The sequence below is a fragment of the Amycolatopsis jejuensis genome (assembly GCF_000717335.1).
In the GTDB taxonomy this organism is placed as follows: domain Bacteria; phylum Actinomycetota; class Actinomycetes; order Mycobacteriales; family Pseudonocardiaceae; genus Amycolatopsis; species Amycolatopsis jejuensis.
Genome location: NZ_JNYZ01000002.1, coordinates 186862 through 201069 on the forward strand (window position 1 = coordinate 186862; position 14208 = coordinate 201069).

Sequence of the window (14208 nt, forward strand, 5' to 3'; positions counted from 1 at the left end):
GTGGGTGCGGCCGACGGGTCACCGGCCAGGCCGAGCGTCGCGACGAGGTCGGCGGCGGCGGGCAGCAGCGAGACGATCCTCATCCGCCCACGGCAACTACTCCGTGCGCGGGACCACCGTGAACCTCCGCAGGGCGAGCGCCGGGTTCTTGGCGCGCACCTCGGCGATCCGCTCGGCGTTGACCTCCGCGACGGCAACCCCGGTCTGCTCGCCAAGCGAAGCCACCACAACACCCATCGGGTCGACCACCAGGCTCGCGCCGGACCCGGTAGGCGCGGCCTGGTCGGCGGCAGCCACATAAAGCGTGTTCTCGATGGCGCGAGCCTTCACGAGCGTCGACCAGTGGTACTCCTTCAGCGGCCCGGGTACCCATTCCGCGGGCAGGAGTACAACGTCCGCGCCCGCGTCGGCGAGCCGTCGCGTGGTTTCCGGGAAGCGGAGGTCGTAACAGGTCTGCAGGCCGAACACGAGACCGTCGGCGACGAACGTCTCGGGCGGGGTGATTTCGCCTGGCTGCACGACGTCGGATTCACGGAAGCCGAACGCGTCGTACAGGTGGATCTTGCGGTAGCGCGCGGCGATCGTCCCGTCCGGGCCGATGGCGACGAGCGTGTTGGAGATGCGTCCGGTACCGGGCAGAGCTTCGCTCATCCCGGCCACGACGGCGAGTTCGTGTTCCTTCGCCAGCTCCCGCAGCGTGGTCACGAACGGGCCGTCGAGGTCTTCGGCGGAGTCGGCGAAGCGGTGATCCATGGTGGGCACGGTGAACATGGCGTACTCGGGCAGTACGAGCACCTGCGCGCCGCGTCCGGCTGCGGTGGCGGCCAGCTCCGTGATCACGGCGAGGTTGGCGGGCTTGTCTTCGGTGGGCGCGAACTGCGCGATGGCGACCTGTACCAAGGGACTGTCCTTTCAGGAGTGGGGAATGCGTTCGATCCGGCCGAGCACGACCGTGTAGCAGAAGATCCCGCCGAGCAGCACGGCACCGGTCACCAGGAACGCGCCCGCGAACGAGCCGGTCAGGTCCACCATCGCGCCGGTGACGATGGGGGCGGCGATGCCGATGAGGTTCGCAACGAAGTTGACCATCCCGCCGAGCGTGCCGGCGGTGCCTTCAGGGGCGATCACCGCGACGATGCTCGACCCGGCGGGCACGGAAACCGCCAGCCCGGCCGCGCCGACCGACAGGAACACCAGCGCCACCACGACGCTGTCGGCATACGCGGCACCGGCGACCGCGAGCGAGACCAGCATGCTCGTGACCAGCACCAGCCGCCGCGCGCGGGTCTCGCCGCGGCGGGCGATCAGCCGGTCCATCACCACGCCGCCGATGAGGAACTGTGCCAGCACCGCGACCAGCCACGGGATCATCGTGTACAGGCCACCGGCCAGCAGCTTCACGCCGAACTGCTTTTCCAGGTATCCAGGCAGCCAGGTCAGCAACACGTAGTAGGCGTAGGTGTAAGACGCGTACCCGAGTGCGAGACCCCACGCTTTCCGGCGGCGGAGGAGATTTCCCAGTCCGGCCAAGGAACTCGGGGTCGCCGCGTCCTCGTCGTCCGCGCCGCCCTCGCGCAGGTACGCCAGTTCCGCTTCGGACAGCCTGCCGCTGGCGAGCGCTTGCTTGGGTGTCAGGTACAGGAGCCACCACACTGCGAGGTAGACCACGCTGAGGATGCCGGTGAAGATGAACGCGGCATGCCAGCTGAACGCGGTGACCAGGAACGCCATCACCGGAATGCCGAGTACGTTGGAGATCTTGGCGCAGCCGTCGAAGATCGCCGTGGCGCGGCCGCGTTCGTGACGGGGGAACCACTGGCCGATCGCCTTCCATCCGGCCGGAATCGTGGGCGCCTCCCCGAATCCGAGCACGAGCCGCGACACCAGCAGCAGCCCGAGCCCGCCGGACGCCGCGGTCAGGAACGACGCGACCGCCCACAACGCGGCCGCAGCCCGGTTCACCCAGCGCACGCCGATCCGGTCGATGATCGCGCCGATCGGCAGCTGCAATACCGCGTACGTCCACAGGAAAGCCGACGACACGATGCCGAGCTGGGCCGCACTGAGGTGGAACTCGCGCATCATTTCCGGTCCGGCGATGGACAGGTTGACGCGGTCGACGTAGTTGACGAACGTGCCGACGCCCAGCACCCCGGCGATCGTCCAGCGCATCCGGCCGATCGTGCGCGTGGTCTGCTGCGCTGTCGTCACGATGTCTCGCCCAGCGCCCGGGTTTCGTCGAGCGCCGCGCGGAACCCGGCGACCAGCGCGCCGTGCTGCATCGTCAGCGCGAGCTGACCGGCGCCGTGCGTCAGGGCGAACTCCTTCTCCTCGCGGCTCCACGCCGGAAGGATCCACGGTTTACCCGCCGCGCGCGCAGCCTCGGCGACCTGGCGCAGGTCGGCGAAGTCGCGGTCGTCGCGAGTGTAGGCACCGCGCTCGCGGCGCAGTGACAGATCCGAGGGGCCGACGAAGACGCCGTCGACGGTGTCGAGCGCGAGGATGGCGTCGAGGTCGGCGAGCGCGCCCGCGTCCTCGATCATCGGCAGGCAGCGGGTTTTCCCGTCCTGCTCGGCGACCCAGGCGTCGGTGAAGCCGCCGTACCCGGTGGTCCGCCCGCCCGCGAAGCTCCGGTCGCCGAGCGGCGGGAACTTCGCGAACGCGGTGACGGCCTTGGCGTGCGCGACATTCTCGATGTGCGGAATCACGACCGCATCCGCGCCGAAGTCGAGCGCCTGCTGGATCGGGCCGCGTTCCGGGCCGAGCACCTTCGCCAGCACCTCCAGGCCGAGCGCGCGCAGGAAGGGGATGAAGCGTTCCAAGTCGGCCAGGTCGAAGGCGCCGTGCTCGATGTCGAGGACGACGGCGCCGTAACCGAGGCCGCGGGCGATCTCGGCGGCGGCGAAGCCGGGATCGGACAGCCAGACGGCGTACCGGCGGTCGGCGGGAACGGGGGACATGCGGGGACCTCCAACGGGGCGGAACTGTGTGTGCGTCGTGTATACATGACGCATAAGCGGACGTCCAGCAGGTAGACTCACGCCCGCCGGGACCATCCGGGGCGGGTAGCGCGCACGAAATGCCGACGAGAGGAAGTGCATGACCACGAGCACGGGACCGGCCCGGGAGCGGGTTTATGCCTGGCTGCGCGACGGCATCATCGCGGGGGAGCTCGAAGGCGGGCGGTTCCTGGACGAGCAGTGGGTTTCCGGCGTGGTCGGGGTGTCGCGGACGCCGGTGCGCGAGGCGTTCCACCGGCTGGAGGCCGAGCGGTTCATCAGCTTGCTGCCGCGCAAGGGCGCGCAGGTGCGCACGGTCACCGCGCGCGAGCTGGAGGAGGTCTACCAGAGCCGCCGGCTGATCGAGGGGCATGCGATCGCCGAGGTGTGCGCGGCCGGCCGGGGTGCGCCGCCGGAGATGCCCGGCCTGATCGAGGAGATGGAAGCCGCCGAGGCCGCGCGCGACTGGTTTGCGGTGTCCGGCTTGGACCGCCGCTTCCACCGCGCCATCGTCAATGCCGCGGGGAACAGCGTGCTCACCGAGCTGTACGACACCCTCCGCTCCCGGCAGCAGCGGGTGGCCGTGCGGGCGATGGAAGCGCGGCCGGAACGCCTGCCGACCATCGACGCCGAACACCGCGCGCTGGTCGCCGCACTGGAGGCAAGCGACGCGGAGGAAGCGCTGCGCGTGCTGAACGTCCACCTGCGGCCGGTGTCCGAGGTGGTGTCGGAACTCGACCGCGGCTGAGCTCCCAGCCGCCGGGATCGCGGCACCGGGCGGGCCCGGATGATAGGAATGGCCGGTGACCGAACCGAACCTGATCGACGCTGCCGCGGACGAGGCCGTCACGCTCACCAGCGAGCTCATCCGCATCGACACCACCAACACCGGCGACCCCGACACCCTCGTGGGCGAGCGCGGTGCGGCCGAGTACGTCGCGGAGAAGCTCACCGACGCCGGGTACGAGATCACCTACGTCGAGTCCGGCGGGAAAAACCGGCACAACGTGATCGTCCGGCTGCCCGGTGCCGACCCGTCGCGGGGTGCGCTGCTGATCCACGGGCACCTCGACGCGGTGCCCGCCGATCCGTCCGAGTGGTCGGTGCACCCGTTCTCCGGCGCGGTGCAGGACGGGTACGTGTGGGGCCGCGGCGCGGTCGACATGAAGGACATGGTCGGCATGACGCTGGCCCTGGCTCGCCACTACAAGCTGAACGGCATCGTGCCGCCGCGCGACCTCGTTTTCGCGTTCGTCGCCGACGAAGAAGCCGGTGGTAAGTACGGCGCGCAGTGGCTCGTCGAGAACCGGCCCGAGCTGTTCGAGGGAGTCACTGAGGCGATCAGTGAGGTCGGTGGGTTTTCGATCACGCTGAAGGACAACGTCCGCGCGTACGTGATCGAGACGGCCGAGAAGGGCATTCGCTGGATGAAGCTGCGCGTACGCGGCACAGCGGGCCACGGCTCGATGATCCACCGGGACAACGCCGTCACCAAGCTCGCTGAGGCTGTCGCGAAGCTCGGTACTCACCAGTTCCCGTTGGTGCTCACCGATTCGGTGCGCGAGTTCCTCGCCGGGGTCACCGAAATCACCGGCTGGGACTTCCCGGAGGACGACCTCGAAGGCGCGGTCGCCAAGCTGGGCAACATCTCCCGGATGATCGGCGCGACCCTGCGTGACACCGCGAACCCGACGATGCTCACCGCGGGCTACAAGTCCAACGTGATCCCGTCGGTCGCCGAAGCGGCCGTCGACTGCCGCATCCTGCCGGGCCGGATCGAGGCGTTCGACCGCGAGCTGGACGAGCTGCTCGGCCCGGACATCGAGAAGGAGTGGATGGAGCTGCCGCCGGTCGAGACGACGTTCGACGGGGCACTCGTCGACGCGATGACGGCCGCCATCGTCGCCGAGGATCCGGGCGCTCGCACCCTGCCGTACATGCTGTCCGGCGGCACCGATGCGAAGGCGTTCCAGCTCCTCGGCATCCGCAACTTCGGCTTCGCGCCTCTAAAACTGCCTGCCGACCTGGACTTCTCCGGGCTGTTCCACGGCGTCGACGAGCGCGTGCCGGTCGACGCGCTGAAGTTCGGCACCCGCGTGCTGGACCGCTTCCTGCGCTCGTCCTGATGCCCGCGTTCACGCTCGCCGACGGCACGCCGCTGCACCTGGTGCGCAGTGGCGACGAGTCGGCGGCCGTGACCGTGGTGCTGCTGCACGGGTATGCGCTCGACCAGCGCAGCTGGGGCCGGATCGCGCCACTGCTGGCCGACGTAGCTGAGCAGCCGCTCGCGGTGGTCAGCTACGACCACCGCGGGCACGGCAAATCCGGCCGGGCCACGCGGGGTACCGCGACGATGGGCCAGCTGGCCGACGACCTCGCCGAGGTGCTCGAGCGGGCGGTCCCGGACGGGCGTGTGGTGCTCGTCGGCCACGACATGGGCGGGCTCGCGGTGATGTCGCTGACCCAGCGGCATCAGGAGCTGTTCGCCGAGCGGGTCGGCGGGCTCGTGCTGCTGGCGACGTCGGCCGGGCGGCTCGCCACCGAGGCGTCGGCGGCCTGGCCCAACGCGCTCGGCAAGCTTGCGCAGGACCTGGAACTGGTGCTGGGCGCGAAGTTGTACGGCGTGGTCCGCGAGCACACCAGCCGGGCGGTGAGCGCGGGGCTGCGCTGGTGGCTGTTCGGCGACGATCCCGACCCGGAGCTGGTCGAGCTGACGGTGAAGATGATCCGTGGCAACTGGCCGCACACCGTCGCGCAGTTCCGGCCGGCGCTCGACGCGTACGCGCGGGAGGCGGCGCTGACCTTGGCCGTCGACCTGCCGGTGACGGCGATCGTGGGGGAGCGGGACCGGATCGTCGCACCGGCCGACGTGGAGCAGTTCGTGCGCGGGCTGGCCCGTGGGAGCTCAGTGGTGCTGCCTGGGGTCGGGCACGTCGTCCCGCTGGAGGCGGCGGCTCAGGTGGTCCCGCGGATTGCCGCGGTCGTGCGCGAGGTCTACCGACAAGAATAATTGTCTTGACAACTGAAGCATTCGGAAGCACGATGGGACCATGTTTCCCGTTGCGGTGATCGAGGATGCGGCGGCGGCCGAGGTGTCGCTCGATCCGGTCCGGGCCCGGCTGCTCGCCGAGCTGGCACAGCCGGCGTCGGCGACGATGCTGGCCGCGCGTGTCGACGTGCCTCGCCAGAAGGTGAACTACCACCTGCGCGCCCTGGAAAAGCACGGTCTCGTGGAGCTGGTCGAGGAGCGGCGCAAGGGCAATGTCACGGAGCGGATGATGCGGGCGACCGCGGCGTCGTACGTGATTTCGCCCGCCGCGCTGGCGGCCGTGCAGCCCGATCCCGCGCAGTCGCCGGACCGGTTGTCGGCGCGGTGGCTGCTGGCGGTGGCCGGGCGGCTGGTGCGGGACGTCGGAATTCTGATCACCGGGGCGGCAAAGGCGCGCAAACGGGTGGCGACCTTCGCACTCGACGGTGAGGTGCGGTTCGCCTCGGCGGCCGACCGGGCCGCGTTCGCGGAGGAACTGGCGACGGCCGTGACCACGCTGGTGGGGAAGTACCACGACGAAAGTGCCGAGCACGGCCGCCCGCACCGCGTGGTGGTGGCCGTGCATCCGAGTATTCCGGCTGGGGAGGAAAACGCTGATGGGTAAGGAATTCGAGCGGACCGACGTCGCGGAGACACCGGCGGCGCCGGAGGCGGTGTGGGACGCGATCGCGACCGGGCCGGGCATCGACTCCTGGTACATGGGCCGCAACGAGGTCGAAGGCGGACCGGGCGGCACGGTGCGCGGGGCGTTCGCGGCTTACCAGCCGGAATTCCCGATCACCGCATGGGAGCCGCCGAACCGGCTGGCCTACGGCGGCGAGCCGGAACCGGACGGACGGCGGATCGGGTACGAGTTCCTCGTCGAGGGCCGCGCCGGTGGCAGTACCGTGATCCGTTGCGTGACAAGCGGTTTCCTGCCCGGCGACGACTGGGCGGAAGAGTTCGAGGCGATGACCGCGGGCGGCGCGCTGTTCTTCCGGAACCTGCAGGAATACGTGGCCCACTTCCCCGGCCGGGCCGCGACGCCGGTCACCGCGTTCGGGCCGCCGGTCGAGGACTGGCCTGCGCTGTGGACGGCGCTGGGCAAGCGACTGGGCGCGCCCGAGCTGGTGGTGGGCGATGCGGTGCAGCTCGATGGTGCCGATGGTGTGGTGTACGCGCGGAATGAGCAGACGCTGGGAATCCGTACCGGGGAAGGGCTTTACTGCTTCCTGCAAGGATTCCGCGGCCCGATGGTGGTGTGCCACCACGTGTTCACGCCTGGGGCGGACGCGGCGGCAGAGGAAGCGAAGTGGGGGGAGTGGCTCGCCGGGATCAGGTGAACCGAATGTCCGAACAGGCGGACAGTCTGCCCGGAAAACCCGCAGCGTTCTCTCCAAGATCAGTTTTGCGTAAGATCCGGTTCAGGTGGATAGGCGGATACTGAGCACGAAAGAATCGCATGGCGCTCCGACAAGTTGGTATGCCTGCCGAGCCGGTCGGGATTTCCCCGGGAATCCAGCCGTGACCCGGTGCTGCCGCGGCTCGGCCGAGGACATCGGCCTGCTCGCGGAACTCTGGCGGTGCTGGGCGGAGGCGAGCCGGGACGCACCGGCGGCCGTCTGGGCGCAACCGGGGCTGGGCGTCTGGTCCGTCAAGGAACTCTATGCCCACGTCAGCCGGGGAGCTGCGACGGCGGCCGAACTGATCGGCCGTGCTACCGAGGGCACTCCGGAGATGCCCAACGCATCCTGCTACTTCGGACGGCTGATGGCGGCGGGCGTGCGTCCGGATGAGCAGGTGGCTCGACTGGCCAAGGAAAGGGCCGCGCGCCACTCGGTACCGGCACTGGCGGGCGCGTTCGGCCAAGCGGCAGCGCCGGTCTTCGAAGCGGCCCGCCGGCATCCGGACCGGCTGGTGACCACCGTCGTGGGGACGATGTGCACCGCGGATTACCTGGTCACGAGAGCGGTCGAGGCAACCGTGCACTTGATGGACTTCGCCACGGTGGTGCCCGGTGCTCCGGTACCCCCACCGGGGGCACTGGACCGGACCGCCGCGGTGCTTGCCGGCCTAGCCGACCCCGCCGATCTCATCCGCCTCGCGACCGGACGTCCGGGTCCGGCCGTGTTCCCTGTTCTCTGCTGAAGGAAAAGGATGTCCCTCCCTCCTGCCGTCCCGACGGACGAGGAACGATCCCGCTGGCATCTCGGTGGCCTGCTCACGATCCGGGCGACCGCCGCGGGCACGAACGGCATGGTCGGCATCGTAGAAGAGCATGCCGAACGCGGATACCGCACACCGCCGCACGTGCACAGCAGGGAGGACGAGACCCTCTACGTGCTTTCCGGCGAGATCGAGTACACGGCCGGCGGTGTCACCGGGAAAATCGGTGCGGGCGATTCCGCCTTTCTGCCCCGGCACCGTCCGCACACGTTCCGGGTTGTTTCGGCGGAAGCGCATTTTCTGCTCGTCATCACCCCGGCCGGGTTCGAAGGATTCTTCGGCGAGGTGAGCCCGGCGGCGGAAACCGCCGAGGTTCCCGGGGCGGGGAAAACCGGTCTCACCGATCGGTCGCAGATGGCGGCTCGAGCGCTGAACCGGGACTGCCGCGTGTTCGGCTCCGTTGCCGAGACGCTGGCGGCGCAAGGGCAGCACGTGGCCACCGCTCACGAGGCGGCCGGTCTCCATGAGGCGTACACCACGATCGAAGAACTGGTCACCACGAGTCCGGATCCGTTGCTGTTACCGCCTGCTCTCGTCCCGGATCTCATTGCGGCGGCACGGCGGGCCGGGGAGGTTCCGGTCCATGCCCGCGCGTTGCTCTCGCTCGGGATCCTTGCCGAGCGCACCGGCATCGACTTCGGCGCCGAGGCGGCGGTCCTGCTCAGCCTGGCCGACAGGGCGCCATCCGAAGCGGTCACGCTCGCCCTTGCCTACCTCTTCGCGCACTTCCCGGGCCAGGCCGAGGGCACCCGGGCAGCGTTGTCCTCGCGAGTCCTTCCGGAACACGACCGGCTGAGGTTGCTGCGGTGCCTGGAGGAACCGGACTTCGCGGGCCGGGGCCCGCTGGCGAGTCTCGGCCGGGTCTGGCCGTCGCGCGGCACGTGGACCGGCGTCGAGCCCGGGTCTGATCGGGAATGGCGTGATGCACTGGAACTGGACGAAGGAGCCATCCGGGCATTGTGGGCCGAAGAGACCAAAGCACTCCTCGCCTTCCTGGGGGCACGCGCGGAGCACTTGATCGTGAGCGGTGCCGATGTTCGATCTTGACCGGCTCGCTCCGGCCCTTCGCCGCGCGCTCGCCTGCCCGGCCTGCCACAGCGCCCTCGAAACCACACCAGGCGGGTTGCGCTGCTGCCGGTGCGGTGCCGGGTACGCGAGCCACCGCGGGTACCCCGACTTCGCGCCGGAGAGCCGGATGAAGTCCGGACTGGGGCCGTTCTACCTGCAGGATCCCTTGCACGTACCCCGCTACGAAGGCCAGACCCGGGCGGCCTTCCTCGACATCATGGGCGGGAACTGGGACCGGCTGCTCACCCCCGAGGACGAGGATCGCTACCTGGTCCGGCATCTCGACCGCACCGATGTGCCCCTGCTGGATCTCGCGTGCGGTGCGGGGCGCTGGACACGCACGCTGGCCGAGCATCTCGGCAGCGATCAGGTCATCGGGCTCGACCTGAGCCCGGCCATGCTCGACGTGATCGGCACCGGCTTGCCGGAGGTCGCAGTGGTCCGCGCCGGTGCGCTGCAGTTGCCGTTCGCCGACCGCTCCCTCGGCGGCGTCAACTGCTCGAACGCGCTGCAGTTGCTCCCCGACCCCCGGGCCGTCCTGCACGAAGCAAGCCGTTGCATGCGCAGGAACGGGGTGTTCACGGCGTTCACGTTCGTGCGGGCCGGCCGGCCCGCACGCCGCTACTTCCAGCAACGGCACGAGGAGACCTTCAACGTCCGCGCCTTCTCACCCGGAGAACTGGCCGCCTGGCTGGACAGCGCAGGGCTGACCCTCACCGACCTGACTACGGTGGCGGACATGGTGCTTCTGACGGCCCGGCGGCGGCCTGCCTGAGCAGGCCGGCCGGGCGATCAGGTCGCCAGGCCGGGAAGCCCGTCGGCGGCTGTGCGTTTCCGGCGCAGCCACACCCGGCGCGTGCCGTCGGAGTACAGCCGGACCGTGCGCAGCTCCCAGCCCGCGAACTCGGCGTGGATCGAGAGCTGGATGGTGGCCGCGCGCCGGGAGATCGCCGGGGGCAGGTGCAGGCGGCGGTACTCCCAATCCCCTTCGACCACCGCCTCTTCGGTCGTCGTCATGGCTCGATCACCTGGGTCCCTTCTCCGGCGGCCGAGCCGACGATCACGCGGCCGCTCTGCTCGTCCACGCCCACCGAATCCGGCTGGCGCACGGTCGGGAATCGGTACTTCTCCGTCGGCTCGCCGCCGCGGACGTCGTAACCGACGACCTCGTTGCGGCCGGTGAGCGTGACCCACGCGAGGTCACGCTGGTGGTCGTAGGCCAGCCCATACGCGCCACCGGGCACCGGATAGCGCTGGCGGAGGATCAGCGGGCTGGTGGAGAACGCCAGCAGGGCACCGCCGCGCGTGTCGGTGACCAGCACCCGGCCGAAGGAATCGGCGACCGCGTTGGCCGCGCCCTCGCCCGCCCGCAGGCCCTCGTCCATCGTTCCGGCCTTCACGTCCACGGTGAAGAGCGCGGTGCGCAGCCGGTCGAGGACCACGACGCCGTTGCCGGTGTCGACCACGTCGTCGGCGCTGTAGAGCTGCCCGGTGATCGTCTTCGCCACCGTGCCGTTCGCCAGTACCTCCACCGCCTTGCGGTCGCGGACCGCGACGAGCGTGTCCGGCCCGTCGGCGACCCCGGCGGCGGGCTTCCCGGCGACCTTCTCCGTGGTCAGCTGCCCGTCCGGCAGCGTCACCTTGGCCAGCACGTCCTTCGCCGGGATTCCGGCGAGGACCTGGCCCGCCGACGTGCTGAGCGACTCCGCCGGACCGGGCAGCGAGACGGTCTTCTTCGGCACGTCGAGCGCGCCGAGATCGTAGATCCGCAGCGACGGCGGCTGGGCGAGCGCGACGATGAGCGTGTTGCTCTTCGGCTCGGTGGCGATCGCGGACACCACCGGCATGGCGAGCACCTGCCCGGCCGGATGCACGGTGACCGCAGGCGAGACGACCGGTTGTGCCGCCGTCGGATTGGCCACGACCTGCAGTTTGTCGGTCGGTTTCGCATTCTGCGAACATGCGGAGAGCGCGAGGACACCGGCGAGCGGGATCGCGATCCGCGACACGGCGGTGAGCCGACGCACCTTCGAACCTCCAGCGTTGCTCCGGCGGGCTGGTCCTCCCAGCATCCCCCAGGATCCCCGAACCGTCACGTCTGCGTCACCGACCCGACACCTGCGCCTCACCGGGTCCCCTGTTCCGGATAGCCGAACTCGACCCCGCTGACGTCGTCGAGCGCACTGCGGATGGCAGGCGGGAGCGTGAGGTCCTCGGCCGCGAGCGAGCCGGTGAGCTGGCCGGTGTCGCGGGCGCCGACGACCGGCGCGGCCACGCCGGGCCGGTCCCGGACCCAGGCCAGCGCCACGGCGAGCGGTGACGTGCCGAGCCCTTCCGCGGCGGTCGTGACCGCCTGCACGATGCGCGCGGCACGCTCGGTGCGGTGATGCTCGACATACCCGGCGTACTCGGTGGACGCACCACGCGAGTCCGCGGGCGTGCCGGTGCGGTACTTGCCGGTGAGCACCCCACGGCCGAGCGGCGCCCATGGCAGCAGGCCGACCCCGTGGTGTGCCGCAGCGGGCACGACCTCGCGTTCGACGCCGCGTTCCAGCAGCGAGTACTCGAACTGCCCGGACACGACCGGCGCGGCACCCGCGGCCAGCGCGGCGGCGGTGGCGAGCTGCCATCCGGCGTAGTTGGAGACGCCGACGTATCGGACTTTGCCGCTCGTGACGGCGTACTCGAGCGCGGAGAGCGTTTCCTCGATCGGCACTCCGGAGTCCCAGGCGTGCAGCTGCCACAGGTCGATGTGGTCGGTGCGGAGCCGCTGCAGCGACCCGTCGAGCGCGGACAGCAGCGCGCCACGCGAGGCGCCGCCGCCGAACGGGCCGTCGGTGCGGCGGGCGACGGTTTTGGTGGCCAGCACGACGTCGTCGCGCGGCACGAGGTCGCCGAGGAGTTCGCCGAGCATCCGCTCGGCCTCGCCGCCGGCGTAGAGGTCCGCGGTGTCCACGAGCGTGCCGCCCGCGTCCACGAACGCGACGAGCTGGCTGGCCGCCTCGTCCGGATCGGTGTCGCCACCCCAGGTCATGGTGCCGAGGGCCATCCGCGAGACCCGCAGTCCCGACCGGCCGAGCTGTCGCTTTTCCACGACCGCCGAGCCTAGTGTGCGCACCCGCCGCGACCGGACGAAGGTGACCTCGTGTCGGAGCAGGACCCCACAGCAGGCCCTCAGGAACCACTCGATAGGTTCCCGACCGTGCTGATCGGACAGAGCCCCGCGCGGGCGGCAAAACCGGCGGGAGCAGCCTGATGGGTTGGTTCGAGTCCCTCGTGCTGGGGCTGGTGCAGGGACTCACGGAGTTCCTGCCGATCTCGTCCAGTGCCCACCTGCGGATCGTGGCGGCCCTCGTGGGCTGGGACGACCCGGGTGCGGCGTTCACGGCGGTCACCCAGATCGGTACCGAGCTGGCGGTGATCCTGTACTTCGGGCCGAAGATCGGCCGCATCCTGCGGGCCTGGTTCTTCTCGCTGTACCGCCCGCAGTGGCGCCACGACCCGGACGCCCGCCTCGGCTGGCTGATCATCGTCGGCTCACTGCCGATCGTGATCCTCGGCCTGCTCCTGCAGGACGCGATCGACCAGGCGTTCCGCGATCTGCGGATCACCGCGGCCACGCTGATCGTGTTCGGCATCGTCCTGCTGATCGCCGACCGGACGGCGAAACAGCGCCGGACGCTCGACCACCTGAACGTGCCGCACGGGCTCGCGTTCGGCTTCGCCCAGGCGCTCGCGCTGATCCCGGGTGTCTCCCGCTCGGGCGGTACGACCAGCGCCGGGCTGCTGCTGGGGTACACGCGTTCGGAGGCCGCGGAGTATTCGTTCCTGCTCGCGGTGCCCGCGGTGTTCGGCTCGGGGCTGTACAAGCTCACCGACATCGGCAAGAACGGCGAAAGCGCGCAGTGGGGGCCGACGATCCTGGCCACGCTGGTCGCGTTCGGGGTCGGGTACCTGGTGATCGCGTGGCTGATGGCCTACATCAAGCGGCGCAGCTTCGTGCCGTTCGTGATCTACCGCGTCGCGCTCGGCGTCCTGCTGTTCGGGCTGGTGTTCGGCGGGGTGCTGGACCCGAACGCCGGACCGGTGGCGCACTAGCCGCGCTGATCACCGGTTAGGGTGGCGGCGTGAGTACGGTCATCTTGCTCCGCCACGGGAAGTCCACCGCCAACGGTTCCGGCGTGCTCGCCGGGCGCACGCCCAAGGTCGGGCTGGACGACACCGGCCGGGCGCAGGCGGCCGCCCTCGTCGAGCGGTTCGCCGGGGTGCCGCTGGCCGAGCTGGTGGTGTCGCCGATGCTGCGGTGCAAGCAGACCGTCGCGCCGCTGGCCGCCGAACGGGGGATGGGCAAGACCACCGAGCCCCGGTTGTCCGAAGTGGACTACGGCGAGTGGACTGGGCGCGAGCTGAAGACGCTGGTCAAGGAACCGCTGTGGCGCGTGGTGCAGGCGCATCCGTCCGCGGCGGTGTTCCCCGGCGGGGAGGGGCTGGCCGCCATGCAGGCGCGCGCGGTGGCCGCGATCCGCGCGCACGACGCCCGCATCACTGCTGAGCACGGCGACCACGCGGTGTGGGTCGCCTGCAGCCACGGCGACGTGATCAAGGCGATCCTCGCCGACGCGCTCGGCCAGCATCTCGACGCCTTCCAGCGGATCGTGGTGGACCCGGGCGCGGTGTCGGTGGTCCGCTACACCGAGACCCGCCCGTTCGTGCTGCGCGTGAACGAGCACGGGGGAGACCTGGCCGGGATCGTGCCCCCGCCGCCGAAGAAACGCGGCAAGAAGTCGTCCAGCGACGCGGTGGTGGGCGGCAGCACGGGCCGGTGACAGTCCTTCCGTCGGGTGCCCGACCCCGTAGGGTGGGCGGAACCGACGTGGAGAACCAGGA

Annotated in this window: 16 protein-coding genes; 10 read left to right on the top strand and 6 right to left on the bottom strand. The window is 70.5% G+C overall.

Going from position 1 to position 14208, the window contains the following annotated elements:
* Nucleotides 1-96: 96 nt before the first annotated feature.
* From OO71_RS02350 to OO71_RS02360, 3 genes are read right to left on the bottom strand one after another with little or no spacing between them, the layout of a single operon-like run.
* A complete protein-coding gene (locus tag OO71_RS02350; protein WP_033287909.1) occupies nucleotides 97-900 on the bottom strand; it encodes a carbon-nitrogen hydrolase family protein in 804 nt (267 codons plus the stop codon).
* A gap of 12 nt (nucleotides 901-912) precedes the next feature.
* Nucleotides 913-2211 (bottom strand): MFS transporter, encoded by a 1299-nt coding sequence (locus OO71_RS02355; protein WP_245633545.1) that lies wholly within the window; start codon nucleotides 2209-2211, stop codon nucleotides 913-915.
* Nucleotides 2208-2960, bottom strand: coding sequence for an HpcH/HpaI aldolase family protein (locus tag OO71_RS02360; protein WP_033287910.1), 753 nt, complete (start codon nucleotides 2958-2960; stop codon nucleotides 2208-2210). Before OO71_RS02360 ends, OO71_RS02355 begins: the two co-directional genes overlap by 4 nt.
* 139 nt (nucleotides 2961-3099) lie before the next feature.
* Between OO71_RS02360 and OO71_RS02365 the strand changes: the two genes are divergently transcribed.
* The 8 genes from OO71_RS02365 (at nucleotide 3100) to OO71_RS02400 (ending at nucleotide 10096) form a co-directional block, all read left to right on the top strand.
* On the top strand, nucleotides 3100-3747 hold the full coding sequence (locus OO71_RS02365) for a GntR family transcriptional regulator (RefSeq protein ID WP_033287911.1): 648 nt from the start codon (nucleotides 3100-3102) through the stop codon (nucleotides 3745-3747).
* Nucleotides 3748-3802: 55 nt separating this feature from the next.
* On the top strand, nucleotides 3803-5125 hold the full coding sequence (locus tag OO71_RS02370) for a M20/M25/M40 family metallo-hydrolase (RefSeq protein WP_033287912.1): 1323 nt from the start codon (nucleotides 3803-3805) through the stop codon (nucleotides 5123-5125).
* The gene (locus OO71_RS02375; protein ID WP_033287913.1) at nucleotides 5125-6009 is read left to right on the top strand and encodes an alpha/beta fold hydrolase; all 885 of its coding nucleotides are present in this window, start codon (nucleotides 5125-5127) and stop codon (nucleotides 6007-6009) included. The genes OO71_RS02370 and OO71_RS02375 overlap by 1 nt, the downstream gene beginning before the upstream one ends.
* Before the next feature lie 40 nt (nucleotides 6010-6049).
* Nucleotides 6050-6652, top strand: a complete 603-nt coding sequence (locus OO71_RS02380) for an ArsR/SmtB family transcription factor (protein ID WP_033287914.1) — start codon at nucleotides 6050-6052, stop codon at nucleotides 6650-6652.
* Nucleotides 6645-7370 (top strand): SRPBCC family protein, encoded by a 726-nt coding sequence (locus OO71_RS02385; RefSeq protein ID WP_033287915.1) that lies wholly within the window; start codon nucleotides 6645-6647, stop codon nucleotides 7368-7370. The genes OO71_RS02380 and OO71_RS02385 overlap by 8 nt, the downstream gene beginning before the upstream one ends.
* A 181-nt stretch (nucleotides 7371-7551) precedes the next feature.
* The gene (locus tag OO71_RS46955; RefSeq protein WP_051790932.1) at nucleotides 7552-8175 is read left to right on the top strand and encodes a maleylpyruvate isomerase N-terminal domain-containing protein; all 624 of its coding nucleotides are present in this window, start codon (nucleotides 7552-7554) and stop codon (nucleotides 8173-8175) included.
* Nucleotides 8176-8184: 9 nt separating this feature from the next.
* On the top strand, nucleotides 8185-9300 hold the full coding sequence (locus OO71_RS46960) for a cupin domain-containing protein (RefSeq protein WP_051790933.1): 1116 nt from the start codon (nucleotides 8185-8187) through the stop codon (nucleotides 9298-9300).
* A complete protein-coding gene (locus OO71_RS02400) occupies nucleotides 9287-10096 on the top strand; it encodes a class I SAM-dependent methyltransferase (protein WP_156096124.1) in 810 nt (269 codons plus the stop codon). The genes OO71_RS46960 and OO71_RS02400 overlap by 14 nt, the downstream gene beginning before the upstream one ends.
* 17 nt (nucleotides 10097-10113) lie before the next feature.
* Here OO71_RS02400 and OO71_RS02405 read toward each other — a convergent pair whose 3' ends face one another.
* From OO71_RS02405 to OO71_RS02415, 3 genes are all read right to left on the bottom strand, one after another.
* On the bottom strand, nucleotides 10114-10338 hold the full coding sequence (locus OO71_RS02405) for a DUF5703 family protein (RefSeq protein WP_033287916.1): 225 nt from the start codon (nucleotides 10336-10338) through the stop codon (nucleotides 10114-10116).
* Nucleotides 10335-11348 (bottom strand): YncE family protein, encoded by a 1014-nt coding sequence (locus tag OO71_RS02410; protein WP_033287917.1) that lies wholly within the window; start codon nucleotides 11346-11348, stop codon nucleotides 10335-10337. Before OO71_RS02410 ends, OO71_RS02405 begins: the two co-directional genes overlap by 4 nt.
* A gap of 98 nt (nucleotides 11349-11446) precedes the next feature.
* A complete protein-coding gene (locus OO71_RS02415) occupies nucleotides 11447-12415 on the bottom strand; it encodes an aldo/keto reductase (RefSeq protein ID WP_033287918.1) in 969 nt (322 codons plus the stop codon).
* A 161-nt stretch (nucleotides 12416-12576) separates the two neighbouring features.
* On the opposite strand from OO71_RS02415, the gene OO71_RS02420 reads away from it, so the two are divergent.
* A complete protein-coding gene (locus tag OO71_RS02420; protein WP_033287919.1) occupies nucleotides 12577-13419 on the top strand; it encodes an undecaprenyl-diphosphate phosphatase in 843 nt (280 codons plus the stop codon).
* Between the two features lie 29 nt (nucleotides 13420-13448).
* Nucleotides 13449-14147: a histidine phosphatase family protein gene (locus OO71_RS02425; RefSeq protein ID WP_033287920.1), complete on the top strand. Its 699-nt coding sequence runs from the start codon at nucleotides 13449-13451 to the stop codon at nucleotides 14145-14147.
* Nucleotides 14148-14208 lie beyond the last annotated feature (61 nt).